This window comes from Streptomyces sp. NRRL F-525 (assembly GCF_000716605.1).
In the GTDB taxonomy this organism is placed as follows: domain Bacteria; phylum Actinomycetota; class Actinomycetes; order Streptomycetales; family Streptomycetaceae; genus Streptomyces.
The window spans coordinates 1-15,079 of sequence record NZ_JNXE01000010.1; the positions used below are offsets into that span (position 1 = coordinate 1).

Genomic DNA, 15,079 nt, shown 5'->3' on the forward strand with positions numbered 1-15,079 from the left:
GTGTATAAGAGACAGCCCCCGTACTCCCCGAGCACCACCGCCAACGCCTCCGACCCCCCACCCCCGGCCTACGAGGCAATCCCCGCAGGCCAGTTCGACCCCCGAGACCTCACCGACTTCCAGCTCGACGAACTCGTGCACCGGATCATCGGCCGCATCACCCGCCTGATCCGCACGGAACTCCGCCTGGACCGCGAACGGATCGGCAAACTCCGCGACCCCCGCCACTGACCGGAACCGGACCCAGAACCAAAACCACACCCCGACGCGACAACAGAAAGGCCCACCCCCGATGTCCCGCCTCGACCCGGGCTCCACCATCTGGTTCACCCTCAGCATCGACGGCGAGAGCCTCGGCTACTTCAACGGGTGCGACGGGCTGTCGTCGACGGTGGAGATCGAGCACCGACAGGAGGGCGGCAACAACGGCTTCGTCTGGCAACTCCCCACCCGTGTCACCTTCTCCACCATCCGGCTGACCCGACCGCTCACCCCGGACACCGCGAAGGTCGCCAAGTGGATCTCCTCCGTGCAGACCGGGATCAAGCGCCCCACCGGCCAGATCGCGGCCCTGCGCGCGGACGGTTCGGAGGTCGCGCACTGGGGGCTGATCGACGTGCTGCCCGTCAGCTGGCAGGGCCCCTCCCTCGACCCGTCCGGACCGGCGGTCGCCACCGAGGTTCTGGAGATCGCGCACCACGGATTCACGGACTGAGCGCGGCGGCGGAGGAAGGGAGAGCAAGACCATGGCCACCACCAGCAGGGGCGCCGGCAAGAGCCTTGTCCGGGCCGGCCTCGCGATACATGAGCCACCCGTCGGGGGCAGCACCACCCCGGGCGGGCTCATCAAGACCTTCGCCTTCGACTTCAACCCCGCGCAACTGTCCCTCACCCGCCGCGCCCAGTGGAAGACGACCCCCGCACAGATCGAACGGGACGGCTCCCTCCCGGAGTTCATGGGTTCGCAGCCGCGCGAGATGGGCGTGGAGATCTTCCTCGACTCCTCCGACGAGCCGACCAGCAACTCCGTACTGAAGAAGGTCGAGTCGCTCCTCGCGTGCTGCGACGTGACCACCAAGTCCATTGCGGCCAAACAGCCTTCACCGCCGTGGGTCGTGTTCCAGTGGGGTTCCTTCTCCACCGCCCGCTTCACCGCCTACGTCTCCTCCGTCGAAGCCGCCTACTCGCTCTTCGGGACCACAGGCGTACCCATCCGCGCCACCTGCCGACTCCAACTGCACGAGATCCCGAGCAACACCAAGGGCCAGAACCCGACTTCGGGCGCGCTCACCGCGCAGCGCGTCCACCGGGTCGTAGCAGGGGACTCCTTGCAGTCGCTGGCCTGGCGGGAGTACGGCGACTCCGCCGCGTGGCGGGCGATCGCCGAGGCCAACGGGATCGACGACCCGACGCGGCTCGCGAACGGTGTCGAACTCGTGCTGCCGTCCGCCGAGGAGGTGCGTTCCTGATGGTGAAGTCCGCGTTCTCGAACGTCGTCGAGGTGAAGATCGGCGGCGCCAAGATCCCTTCCGAGTACGCCCGTTACCTCGTCGACAGCTACGTCGACCAGGGCGTCGGCGTCCCGGCCGCGTTCCGGCTCACCTTCCGGGACCCGTACCGGCTCATCCTCGGCAAGCTCGGTGTCACCTTCGGCACGAAGATCGTCATCGCGCCGGTCGCCGACGGACAGGGCGCCTCCGATCCGCTGCTGACCGGTGAGGTCACGGGACTTGAGGCCGACTACGACGGCACCGGCACCTTCACCGTCGTACGCGGCTACGACTTCGGGCACCGGCTGCTGCGCCAGCGCCGGGTCGCCGCCTACCGCAACCAGAGCGCGTCCGACATCGCCCGCAAACTCGCCGCCCAGGACGGGGTGCCGATCGGGAAGATCACGTCCACGCGGACCGTGTATGAGTTCATCTCCCAGTCCAACGTGACCGATTGGGACTTCCTCGCCCGGCTCGCCGACGAGAACGAGATGGTGATGTCGGTCGACGCGGACGGCAAGTTCCAGTTCGTGGAGCCGAAGCCGTCGTCCGGTGCGCCGTCGCCCGAAACCGACGGCGACAAGAGCCCGTTCGTGCTCCAGGCCGGGCACGACATCCTGCGGCTGCGGGCCGCCGTGACCGCCGCCGACCAGGTCGGCACGGTCGAGGCGCGCGGCTGGGACGTCACCACGAAGAAGAAGCTCACCGCCACCTCGCCCGGGGCCTCCAATCCGTCAATCGGTATCGGGACCACCCCGGGCGCGGCGGCCGGCAAGTTCAAGACGGCCAAGCTGGTCGAGACGGGCACGCCCTACGACAAGCAGAACGAGGTGAAGTTCGCCGCCGCCGCGCTCGCCGACGACGTGACGTCCTCCTTCGCCGAGCTGGAGGTCGTCGCGCGCGGAAATCCCAAACTGCGCCCGGGAGTTCCGGTCGCGCTCGCGGACGTGGGCCCACCCTTCGAGGGCAAGTACACGGCCACCTCCGTACGGCACGTCTTCGGCGACGGCAAGCACTACGAGACCTGGGTGACGGTCAGCGGACGGCAGTGGCGTTCGCTGTACGGGCTCGCCTCGGGCGGCTCGGAGACCGCGCCCCGGCTGCCCGGTGTCGCCAACGCCCTGGTCACGGACGTCAATGACCCGCTGAAGCAGGGGCGGGTGAGGTTGCAGTTCCCCTGGCTCGACGACACATACGTCAGCGACTGGACCCGAACTGTCCAGTGGGGCGGGCTCGGTGGGGGCGGGATCTTCCCCATGGACGTCAACGACGAAGTGCTGGTCGCCTTCGACCGGGGGGCACTTGACCACCCGTTCGTGATCGGCGGGCTCTACAACGGCAAGGACAAACCGACCGTGGTCGGTGACGTTCCGCTGCACGACGCCGTACGGAAGAAGGCGAGCCGGCACACCGTCTCCGACCGGGACGGCAACCGGATGGACCTGCTCAGCCAGAAGACCGGCGGACGTAAGCAAGGCGTCCGACTGGCCTCCGGGGACAAGCAGTTGACCATCACCCTGGACCGCACGAACACCGAGATCGTGGTGGACAGCAAGGGCGCGGTCACCATCAAGGGCAGCCGCGCGGTGTCGGTCGAGGCCGGTACCGATCTCACCCTCAGCGCCCGGCGCAGTCTCACGATCAAGAGCGGCGGCCCGCTGAACATCGAGGGACGCGGGCTGATCAACGTCAAGTCGGCCACCGGAGCGATCACGTTGGACGCGATGGGCGCCCTCAACATGAAGGCGCTCGGCAACGCGATGCTCACCGCGGGCGGGAGCGTGCAGGTCAACTCCATCGGCAACGTGGGCATTCGGGCCATCACCGTGCCGATCATGGGCGTGGTCACCCTCAACGGCCTTGTCCCGGTGGTGCTTCCGGCATGAGCGGCCCAACGGGCAAGGACAAGAGCGGCTCAACGGGCAGGGCCATGCGTGGCCCAACGGGCAAGGAACGGGCGGGTGTTGTCTGATGGCCGAACAATTCGTGGGCTCCGGCTGGTCGTTCCCGCTGCGCATCGGACCGACCGGCGGCATCGCGCTGGTCAGCGGGGAACGCGAGGTCGAGGAGGCGATCCGGCTCGTCCTGTCGACGGCGCCGGGCGAGCGGCCGATGCGGCCCGACTTCGGCTGCGCGATCCACGACCTGGTGTTCGCGCCGGTCAACGAGCAGACGGCGGGCCGGATCCAGCACGAGGTGCACGTCAGCCTCGACCGCTGGGAGCCGCGCATCGAGGTCGACGACGTCGAGGTCACCGCGGGCACCGAGCAGAGCGTGCTGTACATCGACGTCCGCTACTCGATCCGCGGCACCAACAACCCGCGCAGCCTCGTCTTCCCCTTCTACGTCATCCCGTCCCACGACGAGCCGGACACCTCCGGTACGCCCGGCACGGCTGCTGAAAGCGACAACTGACCGATGGCCCTGCCCTCCCCGAACCTCGACGACCGCCGCTTCCAGCAGTTCGTCGACGACGCCAAGCGCTACATCCAGCAGCGCGCCCCGGAGTGGACCGACCACAACGTCTCCGACCCCGGCGTCACCCTCGTCGAGACGGTCGCGCACATGGCCGACCAGATCGTCTACCGCCTCAACCGGGTACCGGACAAGAACCACTTGGCGTTTCTCGACCTGGTCGGCATCACCCTCTTCCCGCCGTCCGCGGCCCGCACCGACGTCACGTTCTGGCTGTCGGCGCCCCAGGAGGAAGCGGTGCAGGTGCCGCTCGGCACCGAGGTCGCGACGATGCGCACCGAGGGCGAGGAGGCGGTCGTCTTCGCCACCGAGCGCGAACTCGCCGTCGTACCCAGCGCGTTGAGGCATCTCGTCGTGCAGCACCGGGGCAAGCAGGTCGTCGACCGCACGCACGACCTGGCCGAGGGCAACCACGTCATGTGCTTCGCCGAGTCGCCCGACCCCGGCGACTCGATGCTGTTCGGGCTGACCGCCGCCGTCCCGCACTGCGCCCTCGCCCTCGAACTCGACAGCCGCGTAGACGGAGTTGGCGTCGACCCGCGCCAACCGCCCCTGGTGTGGGAGGCGTGGACCGCCGACGGCTGGCAGGCGTGCGAGGTGGACCGGGACGGCACCGGTGGCCTCAACCGCCCCGGCGCGGTCGTCCTGCACATCCCCGGTGGCCACACCCTGTCCCGCAACGGGGGCCAGGAAGCAGGCTGGTTGCGCTGCCGCGTCACCGAACCCCACTCCGACCAGCCCTTCTACACCACCTCGCCGACCGTCCGCTCCGCCGAGGCCTTCACCATCGGCGGCACCACCACCGTCGTCCACGCAGACACGGTCTACGACGAGGCCCTCGGGGAGTCCACCGGCCTGCCCGGACAACGCCTGCGGCTCTCCCACACACCGGTCGTCGGCGACGCCGTACCCCTCCTCCTCCAGACCGCCGAGCACGAGGGCTGGACCGACTGGCAGGTCGTCCCGCACTTCGCCGCCTCCGGCCCCGACGACCGCCACATCACCCTGGACGCGGCCACCGGCGAACTCGCCTTCGGACCCGCCGTCCGCGAACCCGACGGCTCCCTGCGCCAGTACGGCATGGTCGCCCCCAAGGGCTCGGTGATCCGCGCCCGCCGTTATCGCACCGGCGGCGGCCGGTCCGGCAACGTGGCACGCGGCGCGGTGCAGATCCTGCGCAGCTCCATCCCGTACGTCTCCGAGGTCGTCAACCGCGAGGCGGCACGCGGGGGAGTGGACGGCGAGACCGTCCAGGAGGCCAAGACTCGCGCACCGATCACCCTGCGCGCACAGGAACGGGCGGTCACCCTCCGGGACTACGAGGAACTCTCCCGCCGGGCCGCCCCCGAGACCGCGCGCATCACCTGCCTGGAGGGCGACGAGGAGGAGCACGGGGCTTACGCCGTACGGGTGTTGGTGGTCCCGCAGGCCGTGCCCGACCCGGGCGGCCGACTGCGCTTCGAGCAACTCGTGCCCGGAGACGCCCTGTTGGAGCGCATCACCCGGCATCTCGACGAACGGCGGCTCATCGGGACCCGGTTGGCGGTCGGGCCACCCTTCTATCAGGGCGTCACCGTCGTCGCCACGGTCCACGCCTTCCGGGGCGTCGACACCGACCGGGTTCGCCGCCAGGCCCACGACGCCCTCTACCGCCACCTCGACCCGCTCACCGGCGGATCGGACGGGAAGGGCTGGCCGTTCGGGCGCCCGGTGCAGTCCGGGGAGGTCTTCGCGGTGCTCCAGCGCGTACCCGGCGTTGAGTTGGTCGACGAGGTCGTCCTCCACCCCGCCGATCCGCTCACCGGCAAGCGCGGCGACCCCACCGACCGCATCGACCTGGAGCGGCCGTCACTGGTGTTCTCCTTCGACCACCGCGTCCGCGTGATCGGAGACGGCGCGTGAACACCATCAACTCCCGGTGGGGAGGCTTGCGTTGAGAGGGTCAGTTGACGGGCTCGGCTCGTCCGCGCCGATCGGCGCCATGCTGCCCGCCGTGTTCGCGGACGACGACCTCGCCCAGCGTTTCGTCGCCGGTCTCGACGAGGTCGTAGCGCCGATCCTGAGTGTGCTGGACTGCCTCGACACGTACTTCCGGCCGTCGCTCGCACCGCTCGACTTCGTTCAGTGGCTGGGGAGTTGGGTCGGTGCCGAGACCGACGGAAGCGAACCGGAGGAGCGGCTGCGGGCCGCCGTAGCCGCGGCGACGTACCTGCACCGCATCCGCGGTACCCGGCGCGGACTGGCCGAGGCCGTCCGGCTCGCGTTCGGGGCCGAACCGGAGATCACCGAGAGCGGCGCCGCCGACTGGAACGCCCGCCCGCTTGGACCGGTCCCAGGCGAGCGCAGCCCCCGGCTCCACGTCCATCTGCAGCTGCCCGCGCCGACCACCCTGGACACGCACCGCCTGGACGCCCTCGTGGCGGCCGCCCGTCCCGCCCATATGCCGTACACGGTCCAGGTGACCGCCACCGTGCTCGCCGAAAGGAACCCCGAGAGATGACGACCACCCAGAGCTGCGCCGAATGCGGAACCCGCGCGGAACCGGGCCAGTCGTTCTGCGACGCCTGCGGTGCCGTCCTGAGCTGGACGGACCGCGCGGGCGCCCGCACCGGGGCCCCGGCCGAGCGCGGCGAGGGCGCCGCCGGTGAACCGGGCTGGGACGCCTTCCCCCAGTCCGACAGCGCGGGCCTGCCCCGCACCCGCCGGGACACACGGGGCACGAACGAGCCGTCAGGGCAAGGGAGTTCGGGTTCGGAAGACCCCGCCGCCCGACTCGACGCCCTGTCCCTGCGCCTGGACGCCCTCGCCGCCGGCGGCTCGTACGACTCGGTCGGCGCGGGCTCCCGGCAGGAGCCGGCGAACGGCGGTTCTACGACCCCTCACGCATCCGGCGCCGCTACGACCCACCCGACCACGGACCCGACGCCCGCGCCCGACGCGCCGTACGCGAACCGCGGCGGCACCGCCCGCACCCCCTCACCGACCGACACCGCCCCCACCCAACCGGTCCCCGCCACCTCCCCGGAACCGGAACCGGGACCGGAACCGGAGTCCGAGGCCGAGCGCGCCCGGCGGCTCCTCGTCCCGGTCTCCGACCCGGAGCCCCGCCAGGCCCCGTCCGTGGCCCCGGTGCTGCCCGGCCGCCCGGTCGCCGCGCGCCCCCAGTCCGTACGGGCACCCGGTGTCGAACCCGGAGCCGCCGGCGGAGTCCCCTGCCCCTGGTGCGCCACGGCGAACCGCCCCGACCGGCACTACTGCGCCCGCTGCGCGATGCCCATGGCCGGAGAGGCGCACGCCCCCGGCCAACTGCCTTGGTGGCGGCGGTTGTTCGCGTTCCGGAACGGCGAGATCCCATGGGCGGGCGACCGGCCCCGGCTGCGCCGCACCTTCGACCGCGTGCTGACCTGGCTCGGTGCCGCGATCGTGCTGACGCTGCTGATCGTGCTGGCCGTCAACATCCCGCGTGCCGTGGACGCGACCAAGGACCACTTCGCCAAGCGGGCCCCCGTCTACCCGGACCGCGTCAGCGCCTCGCGCTCCTTCCCGGGTCACAAGCCGGAGCTGGCCTTCGACCGGCTGAACAACACCTGGTGGGGGCCGGGGGTGAGCCAGGCGGGCCAGGGTCAGTGGCTGGAGGCGCAGTTCGACGAGCCGACGCGGCTGCTCGACCTGATGATCACCCCGGGGGTTTCCACCCGCCCCGACCAGATCGGCCAGTCGGCGCTCCCGCACCGGATCGAGGCGGTGATCACCACGGCCAAGGGCAAGACGATCACCCGCCAGATCACCCTGGACCAGGGGGCGGGAGCCCAGCGCCGCTCCTTCCGCGTCGGCACGGTCACCTCGGTCCGCTTCACCATCGAGTCCGCCTACGGAACCTCCGGGAGCAAGCAAGTGGCCATCGCCGAGATCGAGTTCTTCGGCCCGTCGAACTCGGGCAGCTCCTGACGGGCAGTCAATGAAGCGGCGGGTGCGGTGATTTACGCGTAGTCGGTCGCGGGGACCGTGCCGTAGCGGCTCATCGTCTCGATCGTCGACTCGGTGTTGAACTCCCGGCCGCCCGCGATCATGTCCCGCAGATCGCGGAAGTACTGCACGAACACGTCGGGTGTGAAGGTGTTGACCATCACCGCGGGCTCGTCGCCGGGGTTGGCGAAGGTGTGCGGGGCACCCGGCGGGATCATCGCGAGGGTGCCCGCCGGGGCGATGTGCACGGTCTCGCCGATGGTGAAGTGCACGGTGCCGGAGACCACGTAGAACCCCTCGTCGTGCTGGGCGTGGCGGTGCTGCGGCGGGCCCTGGGTGTGCGGGGCGAGGGTGATCTCGCCGATGCCGAGCCGGTGGCCGGTGGTGCCGCCGTCCTCCAGGATGCGCATCGTGACCGGCCCCAGCTGGATCGACTCGCCGTCGTCCGGACCGACCACGGAAACCTCGTTCATCGCCGACTCCCTTGTGTGTGGCGCCAGTTGTGCGCTCGTCGCGGTGGCGCGCCCTACGGACGCTAGTCGGGCACCTCTCGTTATGCAAGCTCGCTCTTACAATGAGAGCTGAGCGTGATAATGTAGGGGTGACGGACGGCAGCGACGAGCGAATACGGGGAAGTGACGCACCGATGGCGACAGCACAGACGGACACGGGCCGCAGCAACCAGAAGAAGCGCACCCGTACGGCGATCGTCGAGGCGGCACGCGGGCTGATCGGCACGGGCAGCGAGGTGACGATGCCCGAGGTGGCCCGCGTCGCCCTGGTCTCCGAGGCCACCGCCTACCGCTACTTCCCCGACCTCCCGTCGCTGATCGGCGAGGCCCTGGCCGGCGTCTGGCCCGACCCCGTCGACGCGCTCGGCCCGGTCGCCGACTCCCGCGACCCGGTCGAACGGATCGCGTTCGCCTGCGAGTTCCTGCTGCGCGGCACCCTGGCCCGGCAGGGCGGGGTGCGCGCGATGATGGCCGCGACCATCGTCCGCCCCGACACGGCGAACATGCGCCCCGGCATCCGCTTCGGCCTCATCGACCACGCGCTCGCACCCCTGGCGGCCACCCTCGGCGAGACCGACCCGGACGCGTTCACCCAGCTCAAGCGGGGCCTCGCGGTGGTCATGGCCTCGGACGCCCTGTTCACCCTCACCGACCAGTGCGGCCTCACCCCCGACGAGGCGATCACCAGCGCCGTAGCCACCGCGAAGACCTTGACGGAGGCGGCGGTGCGCGCGGCGGAGAGTTAGAGGGGGCCTGCGCGCCGGGCTCTCAACTGTCCTTTGTCTCTACGGCGGTTGGGTCCGTCGCCAGCCAGTGGCCGTCCGTGCTCCAGCCGAGGAGACGGCGGGCGCGGCTTCCGTCCGCCGTGCCGTCGGGGGTGAAGGTGCCGCCGTCCGCGACCAGGCGCAGCCCTGCCAGCGCGGGCGCGAGGCGGGCCGTGACGTGGGCCGGGTGGCGGGCCGCCTCCGCATCCAACTCGTCGAGTACGCGGCGCTGTTCGGCGGGCGGGCAGAGGGACAGATGGAACACCAACTGCCGCCAGGCGTACGCCGCGTCCTTGATCGTGGGGTACGGCCACGGGTTGCGGTGCACCCGGGCCGCCAGCCGGCACACGGTGCCGAAGCAGCGGCGCGCGAGGTCGGCCCAGCCGGGCTCGGGGGCGATGCCGACGCGGTGGACAAGGGTGGCCAGGTTGTGCGTGGTCAGGATCTGGGACTGCTCGATCACCTTGCCGTTGGCCGCGACCCAGGACCCGGACGAGGAACCGGACTTGGACCGGTCCGGAGCCGAGGACGCCGCCGTGGCCCGCTCCGCGCACAGCCGCGCGAACCCCGGGGACGTACGGGGCCTGGCCCGGTCCGCGCGGCCCCGGCCGGCCGACTCGCTCGCTTCGGCGATCGCCAGTTCGCGGATCGCCGCGTAGTCGATGCCGTAGTACCGCTCGTACAGCGAACCGCCGAGCAACTCGCCCGCGATCCCCGCCGCCACAAGGAACTTGGGGCCGAAGGCGTCCATGAAGATGTCGGCGGCCAGCTCCTCCACCAGCGGGGCGCCCAGCTGTGACTGGCGGGCGAGCACGCCGAGTTCGCGCACGAGCGGGTTGGGCAGGATCGTGCCCGGGAACCCGCGCACGGCCAGCTCGCCCAACTGCCGTAGCAGCAGGGCCGCTTCGGCGGATCCGTCGCCGCGCTGCGCGGCCACCGCCCGCACCCAGGGCAGTTCCTCGATCCGGACCTGCCGTTCCAGGTTGAGCAGGAGCAGCGAACGGCGGTTGCGGAACGCGCGGTAGTTCGCGGCCATCAGGGTCCGCAGCGCCGGGTCGTCGTAGCTCCGTGCGGTGGTGACGGCGACCAACCGCGGTACCAGTGCTGCCAGTACCTCGGCCGAGGGGACGACTCCCCGCTCCACGAGGGTGGCTACCGGTGCGCTCAGCGCGCCCTCGATCACCCGCCGTAGCACGGGCGGGAGTTGAGCACCGGCGGGCAGGCCGGTCGCCTGCTCCTCCGGTTCGGAAACAGGGGCGAGTACGGGGGCGAGGTCGGCGAGGCCCGACTCCTGGGGCAGCCCGGCGAGGCGGCCCACCAGCACCTGCGCCAGGGCGTGGTGGGAGGGGAGCGCGGCCTGGGCCCGCTGCACCCGGCGCAGTTCCGTGTGCGGGGCGGAGCCTGGCAGACCGCGTCGCCGCACCATCGACGCGACGGCGTGCCGCAGCAGGCCGAGCCGCCGCGCGTCCAACGCCCGCCCGGCGACGGTCTCTTCCAGCACGCCGCGCAGAATGCCCAGGTTCTCCTTGGGGTTACGGTGCTTCCCGCAGTGGGTGTGCTCGTCGGCCAGCTGCCGGTACCGGCTCAACAGTGCGGAGCCGCGCGCCAACCAGCCGGCATCCGGGACGAGTTCGAGCACCCGACCACCCTCCCCGCCCGCCGTCTCCAGCCAGTGGACGAGCAACTCGTCCCCGAACGGCTGCCATACGGCGAGTGCCTCGCGCTGTGTCTCCACGGCCGCGTTGGGACGCCGCCGGACCAGCCGGTCCACGGTGTCGGAGACGGTACGGCGGTGCAGCGCGTCGGAGGCGTCCGACGCGGGCCGACCGGCCGACGGGCGTGGCAGGAACCGGAGTTGATCCGCGAACGGCTCCAACTCCGCGACCAGGTCCAGCGCGGCGGCCGTCTCCCCGTGCCGTACCAGCCAGGCCATGGTGAGCAGCGCGCCCTCCTCGGGCACGGTCACCTCGTAACGCCCGCTGTTCAACTGCCCCCACAGCCAGGCGAGTCCGGGGTCGGTGAGACAGTGCGCGAACAGCGCCCGCCGGTCCGCGGGCACGCCGAACCGCTCCGCGAGCCGCGTCTCGTACGGCTGGAGCGGGCCGCCCGCGCCCGGGGTGCCCGTGGCGAAGCCGCCGTGCACCGCCTCGGGGGTGACCCAGGCCGGGAGCCCGGCCACCGGGGTGCGCGAACCGATCGACAGCAGGCCGCCGGACATCCCTGCGAGCACGGCGCGCCAGCGCGTCACGCGGCCTTCCGCGCGACGGCGGGTGTCGGCGTCCTCGTGGGTCAGCGCGGTCGTGAAGGCCTTGGCCAACTGACCCTGGGCATAGCCGGGGTTGGCGGTGAGGTGCTGCTGGTCAGCGTCGTCGTTCATAAGCCGACGTGGCAGGTCCTGCCCCTGCGCCCTCCGGGATAAGAGCCCGGTGCTCTGCTGCTGAGCTACACGCCGATGAGCAGGGACGTTAGACGCGGAACGGGCCGTCGTACAAGGGGATTTCGGTCGTAGCCCCTCCCACTCACCGTAACGTCATACTCGGTGCGGTGCGGCTCCGTCCTGCCAGAGGTAGAGGTCGCGCAGCAGGGAGATCTCGGCGCCGTGAGCGATCAGCTCCCTGTTGACGTGCAGGACGATGCCCTCCATGGGAAACCGCTCGGGACCCACCGCGGGCGGATTCTCCAGGTCGGCGTCCGAGAGCTTGCGGACCCCGGCGTAGGCGAATGTCTCGGACTCCATGTCCTGGCCGCCGAAGTGCCATCCGACCCGGTAGCCGAGGCAGCTGACGACGATGTGCGCCAGCCGCCAGGCAATCGTCGTCACCGGTGACGGCACCGGGCCGGGGGACGCGAAGTCCCTCGTCCATTCCCCCGAACCTTCCGACATCGGCGTGTCCGACGTGCCCCGCGGACGGATGTTCCAGCAGCCGCGCACCGGCTCCCAGAAGTACTCCTCATCGGTGAGACCGTCCAGCCGGGGCCGCAGGTTTTTCTGCCAGTACCAGTCCAGCTGGTCCGCGAGCCGCTCGCTTCTCGTCATTTCGGCACACTACAGATGCCGATGGCGAACCTCGGTACAGCCTCGTCGGCGAATGCGCCGCTCGCGGCAAGGTCACAGCACCTTCCGATGGACCAGCGCCGACAGCATCAACGCCCCCGGCAGCAACGGCACCCACACCGTCAGCACCCGGTAGCCGATGACGCTCGCCGTGGCCAGGTCCATGGGGGCGCCGAACGCGACCATCGTGAAGACCGTCGCCGCGTCCACGGGGCCGATCCCGCCGGGTGCGGGCACCGCGCCGACCGCGGTGCTGGCGGCGAGGAACGCGAGGACGACCTGGGGCCAGGACAGCGGCATGCCGAGTGAGGCGCCGACCGAGAAGATCACGGTCGCCTGCAGTACCGGCGCGGCCGCCGCTCCGCCCCACAGGGCGAGGACGCGGCTGGGCATGGTATGCAGCTGGCGTACGTCGGTCAGGGCGGTGCGGAAGCAGCGGAGGACCGGGCGGCGCAGCGGGGGGACGAGGGCCAGGAGCAGGGCGGCCGTGCCGAACGCGATGCCCAGCCCGCCGAAGGCGAGGACCAACGACCAGCCCCGCGGGACGAGTTGGCCGAACCTCAGCATCTCGGGGAAGGTGATGAGGAAGGCGATCAGGACGATGGTCTTCGCGATCGGCCGGACGAGTGAGTACAGGGCGAGCGAGGCGGTGGCGCGGGCGAGGGGGATGCCGCGGCCCTGGAGGAAGCGCAGCGTCACGGCGTGGGCGCCGATGCTGGCCGGCAGCGCGTGGTTGGCGGCGCCCGCGGCGAACTGCGAGGCGATCAGCAGCCCGGTCGGCAGCCGCTCGGGCACCGCACCCTGGCGGACGAGGGCGGCGGTGCCCCAGCCGAGGCAGGTGAAGAAGAACGCGGCGAGCAGCCACCAGGGGTCGGCGGAGGCGAGCCGGGCCGTGCCGTCGTACATGGCACGCCAGTCGACCGCCGCCCACACCGCGATCAGCAGCAGGGGCAGCAGGGTCAGGATCCTGGTGGCGAGGCGCGCGGCGGAGGGGAGGCGGAAGGGGGCGGGGGCGGGAGCGGGGCCGGGGGTGGAGACGGGGAGCGGCCCGGGGATCTCTTCGAGCGGAAGCAGGGACACGTTGCGAAACGTTCCCGTCCGGTATGACGTCGTGGTGTCCGTCAGCGGAAGGGGCGCGGGCGGCTGGGCGACGCGGACGGCGTGAATGGCTTGAAGGGCCCGGGTGAACGCACCGGGCGCACCATCGGCATCATCCGTGACATCGCCCACTTCACCGCCCACTTCACCGCCCACTCCACCACCCCAGATCATTGCCTGAATCAACAATCCATCGGTTTGTTGACTTTAGGTTGAGCGAGCCATTTGAATTCCAGTATGACCCACGCCGAGCGTACGTCCGCCGCCGTCACCGCCCTGCCCGTCGACCTCGACGAGGCGGCCCACCGCTGTCTGGTTGCCGGGTTCGAGGGCGCGACGACCGTGCCGGACCCGCTCAAGCGGCTCATCGACCGCGGCCTCGGCGGCGTCATCCTGTTCACCCGCAATGTCCGCGACGCCGAGCAGGTGCGCCGGCTCACCGACCAACTCCGCTCCATCCGGCCGGACTTGCTCGTGGCCATCGACAACGAGGGCGGCGGAATCGGCCACTTGGTGAGCGCGGACGCCCCGGACGCTCCCGGCTCCTACGCCCTCGGAGTCGTCGACGACCCGGCCCTGACCGCCCGTTGCGCCGACGCGCTCGCGGGTCACCTCGCCACACTGGGCATCACCGCCTCGTACGCACCCGTCGCCGACCTTCAGCACCAACCGCGCAACCCGATCGTGCGCACCCGCTCCTTCGGCGCCGATCCCGCTCTGGCCGCCCGCCATCTGCGCGCCTGGATCACCGCCACCGACGGACGCGGCATCGCCTCCTGTGCCAAGCATTTCCCGGGCCACGGCGGCACAATCACCGACAGCCATCACGGTGTCGCCACGGACCCGCGCCCGTACGACGAACTCCTCGTCGACCTCGCGCCGTTCCGCGCCGCCATCGACGCGGGCGTACCGATGCTGATGAGCGCCCACGTCGTCTTCCCGGCCCTGGACGCCAACCGCCCCGCCACCCTCAGCCGCCGCATCCTCGGCGATCTGCTCCGCCTGGAACTCGGCTTCGACGGCGTCCTCGTCAGCGACGCCCTGGAGATGAAGGCGATAGCCGACGCGTACGGCGAGGCCGCCGGAGCCCGTATCGCCCTCGCCGCCGGAGCGGACCAAGTCATCGTCGCCGTACCGGACTTGGACGTCACCCTGGCGTGCCGGGACGCCGTGCTCGACGCGCTGCACTCGGGCCTGCTGCCCGAGGAGCGGGTGTGGGAGGCCGCCGGTCGCGTACGACGGCTCGCCGAGCGGTACGCGACCCCGCGCCGTACGGTCACCGCCTGGGACGCGGACGCCGGCCTGGAGGCGGCCCGCCGCGCCGTACGCACCCGGACCCTGCCCCCGCCCCTGCGCGGCGCCCACGTCGTCGACCTGTTCCCGGCCCCGCACCCCGCCCTGAACTGGGGCGGCGAGGACCTCCTCACCGAACTCCGCGCGATCGACCCCACGGCCACCGGCACCGCGCTCAACACGGAACCGGCCGACCCCGCCGCCCTCGTCGACGGGATCGTACGGGCGGGCGCGCCGCTGGTCGTCGCCACGTCCGACGCCGGTCTGCACCCCTGGCAGGCCCGGCTGCGCGACACGCTCGCGGCCTGGCGACCCGACGCCGTCCTGGTCGACACGGGGTTGCCGGAGGGCGGCGCCCTCTGCTCCTACGGCCGCGGGCGGGTCAACCTGCGCGCGGTCGCGGAGGTACTCGCGGGCGCCTGACGG

14 protein-coding genes, 1 tRNA gene and 1 pseudogene are annotated in these 15,079 nt (G+C 71.5%); 11 read left to right on the forward strand and 5 right to left on the reverse strand.

The genetic code is table 11. The features are described from left to right. From OO69_RS16545 to OO69_RS16580, 8 genes and pseudogenes are all read left to right on the forward strand, one after another. Nucleotides 1-231 (forward strand): annotated as a pseudogene (locus OO69_RS16545) (hypothetical protein); the annotation flags it as partial. Between the two features lie 61 nt (nucleotides 232-292). Next, entirely contained in the window at nucleotides 293-715 is a 423-nt protein-coding gene (locus OO69_RS16550) for a phage tail protein (protein WP_033281422.1), read from the forward strand. 31 nt (nucleotides 716-746) lie between these two features. After that, complete coding sequence (locus tag OO69_RS16555) at nucleotides 747-1,469, forward strand: LysM peptidoglycan-binding domain-containing protein (protein WP_033281423.1); 723 nt, start codon at nucleotides 747-749, stop codon at nucleotides 1,467-1,469. Then, nucleotides 1,469-3,376: a VgrG-related protein gene (locus OO69_RS16560; protein ID WP_033281424.1), complete on the forward strand. Its 1,908-nt coding sequence runs from the start codon at nucleotides 1,469-1,471 to the stop codon at nucleotides 3,374-3,376. Before OO69_RS16555 ends, OO69_RS16560 begins: the two co-directional genes overlap by 1 nt. An 85-nt stretch (nucleotides 3,377-3,461) precedes the next feature. Next, complete coding sequence (locus tag OO69_RS16565) at nucleotides 3,462-3,905, forward strand: GPW/gp25 family protein (protein ID WP_019062855.1); 444 nt, start codon at nucleotides 3,462-3,464, stop codon at nucleotides 3,903-3,905. A gap of 3 nt (nucleotides 3,906-3,908) precedes the next feature. Next, nucleotides 3,909-5,867, forward strand: coding sequence for a putative baseplate assembly protein (locus OO69_RS16570; protein ID WP_033281425.1), 1,959 nt, complete (start codon nucleotides 3,909-3,911; stop codon nucleotides 5,865-5,867). A gap of 31 nt (nucleotides 5,868-5,898) precedes the next feature. Continuing rightward, nucleotides 5,899-6,465 (forward strand): phage tail protein, encoded by a 567-nt coding sequence (locus tag OO69_RS16575; protein ID WP_033281426.1) that lies wholly within the window; start codon nucleotides 5,899-5,901, stop codon nucleotides 6,463-6,465. After that, entirely contained in the window at nucleotides 6,462-7,913 is a 1,452-nt protein-coding gene (locus OO69_RS16580) for an NADase-type glycan-binding domain-containing protein (RefSeq protein WP_033281427.1), read from the forward strand. Before OO69_RS16575 ends, OO69_RS16580 begins: the two co-directional genes overlap by 4 nt. A 32-nt stretch (nucleotides 7,914-7,945) precedes the next feature. Here OO69_RS16580 and OO69_RS16585 read toward each other — a convergent pair whose 3' ends face one another. After that, a complete protein-coding gene (locus OO69_RS16585) occupies nucleotides 7,946-8,404 on the reverse strand; it encodes a cupin domain-containing protein (RefSeq protein WP_033281428.1) in 459 nt (152 codons plus the stop codon). Between the two features lie 173 nt (nucleotides 8,405-8,577). Between OO69_RS16585 and OO69_RS16590 the strand changes: the two genes are divergently transcribed. Continuing rightward, a complete protein-coding gene (locus OO69_RS16590) occupies nucleotides 8,578-9,189 on the forward strand; it encodes a TetR/AcrR family transcriptional regulator (protein ID WP_033281429.1) in 612 nt (203 codons plus the stop codon). A gap of 22 nt (nucleotides 9,190-9,211) precedes the next feature. Here the strand turns inward: OO69_RS16590 and OO69_RS16595 are convergent, their stop codons facing one another. The 4 genes from OO69_RS16595 to OO69_RS16610 all read right to left on the reverse strand — a co-directional run bounded on the left by OO69_RS16595 (nucleotide 9,212) and on the right by OO69_RS16610 (nucleotide 13,342). After that, nucleotides 9,212-11,584: a hypothetical protein gene (locus OO69_RS16595; protein WP_033281430.1), complete on the reverse strand. Its 2,373-nt coding sequence runs from the start codon at nucleotides 11,582-11,584 to the stop codon at nucleotides 9,212-9,214. A gap of 3 nt (nucleotides 11,585-11,587) precedes the next feature. Continuing rightward, nucleotides 11,588-11,659 (reverse strand) — tRNA-Lys (locus OO69_RS16600). Nucleotides 11,660-11,737: 78 nt separating this feature from the next. Next, nucleotides 11,738-12,244: a DinB family protein gene (locus OO69_RS16605; RefSeq protein WP_033281431.1), complete on the reverse strand. Its 507-nt coding sequence runs from the start codon at nucleotides 12,242-12,244 to the stop codon at nucleotides 11,738-11,740. A 72-nt stretch (nucleotides 12,245-12,316) separates the two neighbouring features. After that, entirely contained in the window at nucleotides 12,317-13,342 is a 1,026-nt protein-coding gene (locus OO69_RS16610) for a lysylphosphatidylglycerol synthase transmembrane domain-containing protein (protein ID WP_033281432.1), read from the reverse strand. 81 nt (nucleotides 13,343-13,423) lie between these two features. Here OO69_RS16610 and OO69_RS51950 point away from each other — a divergent pair, with 81 nt between their 5' ends. Next, nucleotides 13,424-13,576, forward strand: coding sequence for a hypothetical protein (locus tag OO69_RS51950; RefSeq protein ID WP_158713398.1), 153 nt, complete (start codon nucleotides 13,424-13,426; stop codon nucleotides 13,574-13,576). A 21-nt stretch (nucleotides 13,577-13,597) separates the two neighbouring features. Next, nucleotides 13,598-15,076: a glycoside hydrolase family 3 N-terminal domain-containing protein gene (locus OO69_RS16615; RefSeq protein WP_033281433.1), complete on the forward strand. Its 1,479-nt coding sequence runs from the start codon at nucleotides 13,598-13,600 to the stop codon at nucleotides 15,074-15,076. The last annotated feature ends 3 nt before the right edge of the window (nucleotides 15,077-15,079 follow it).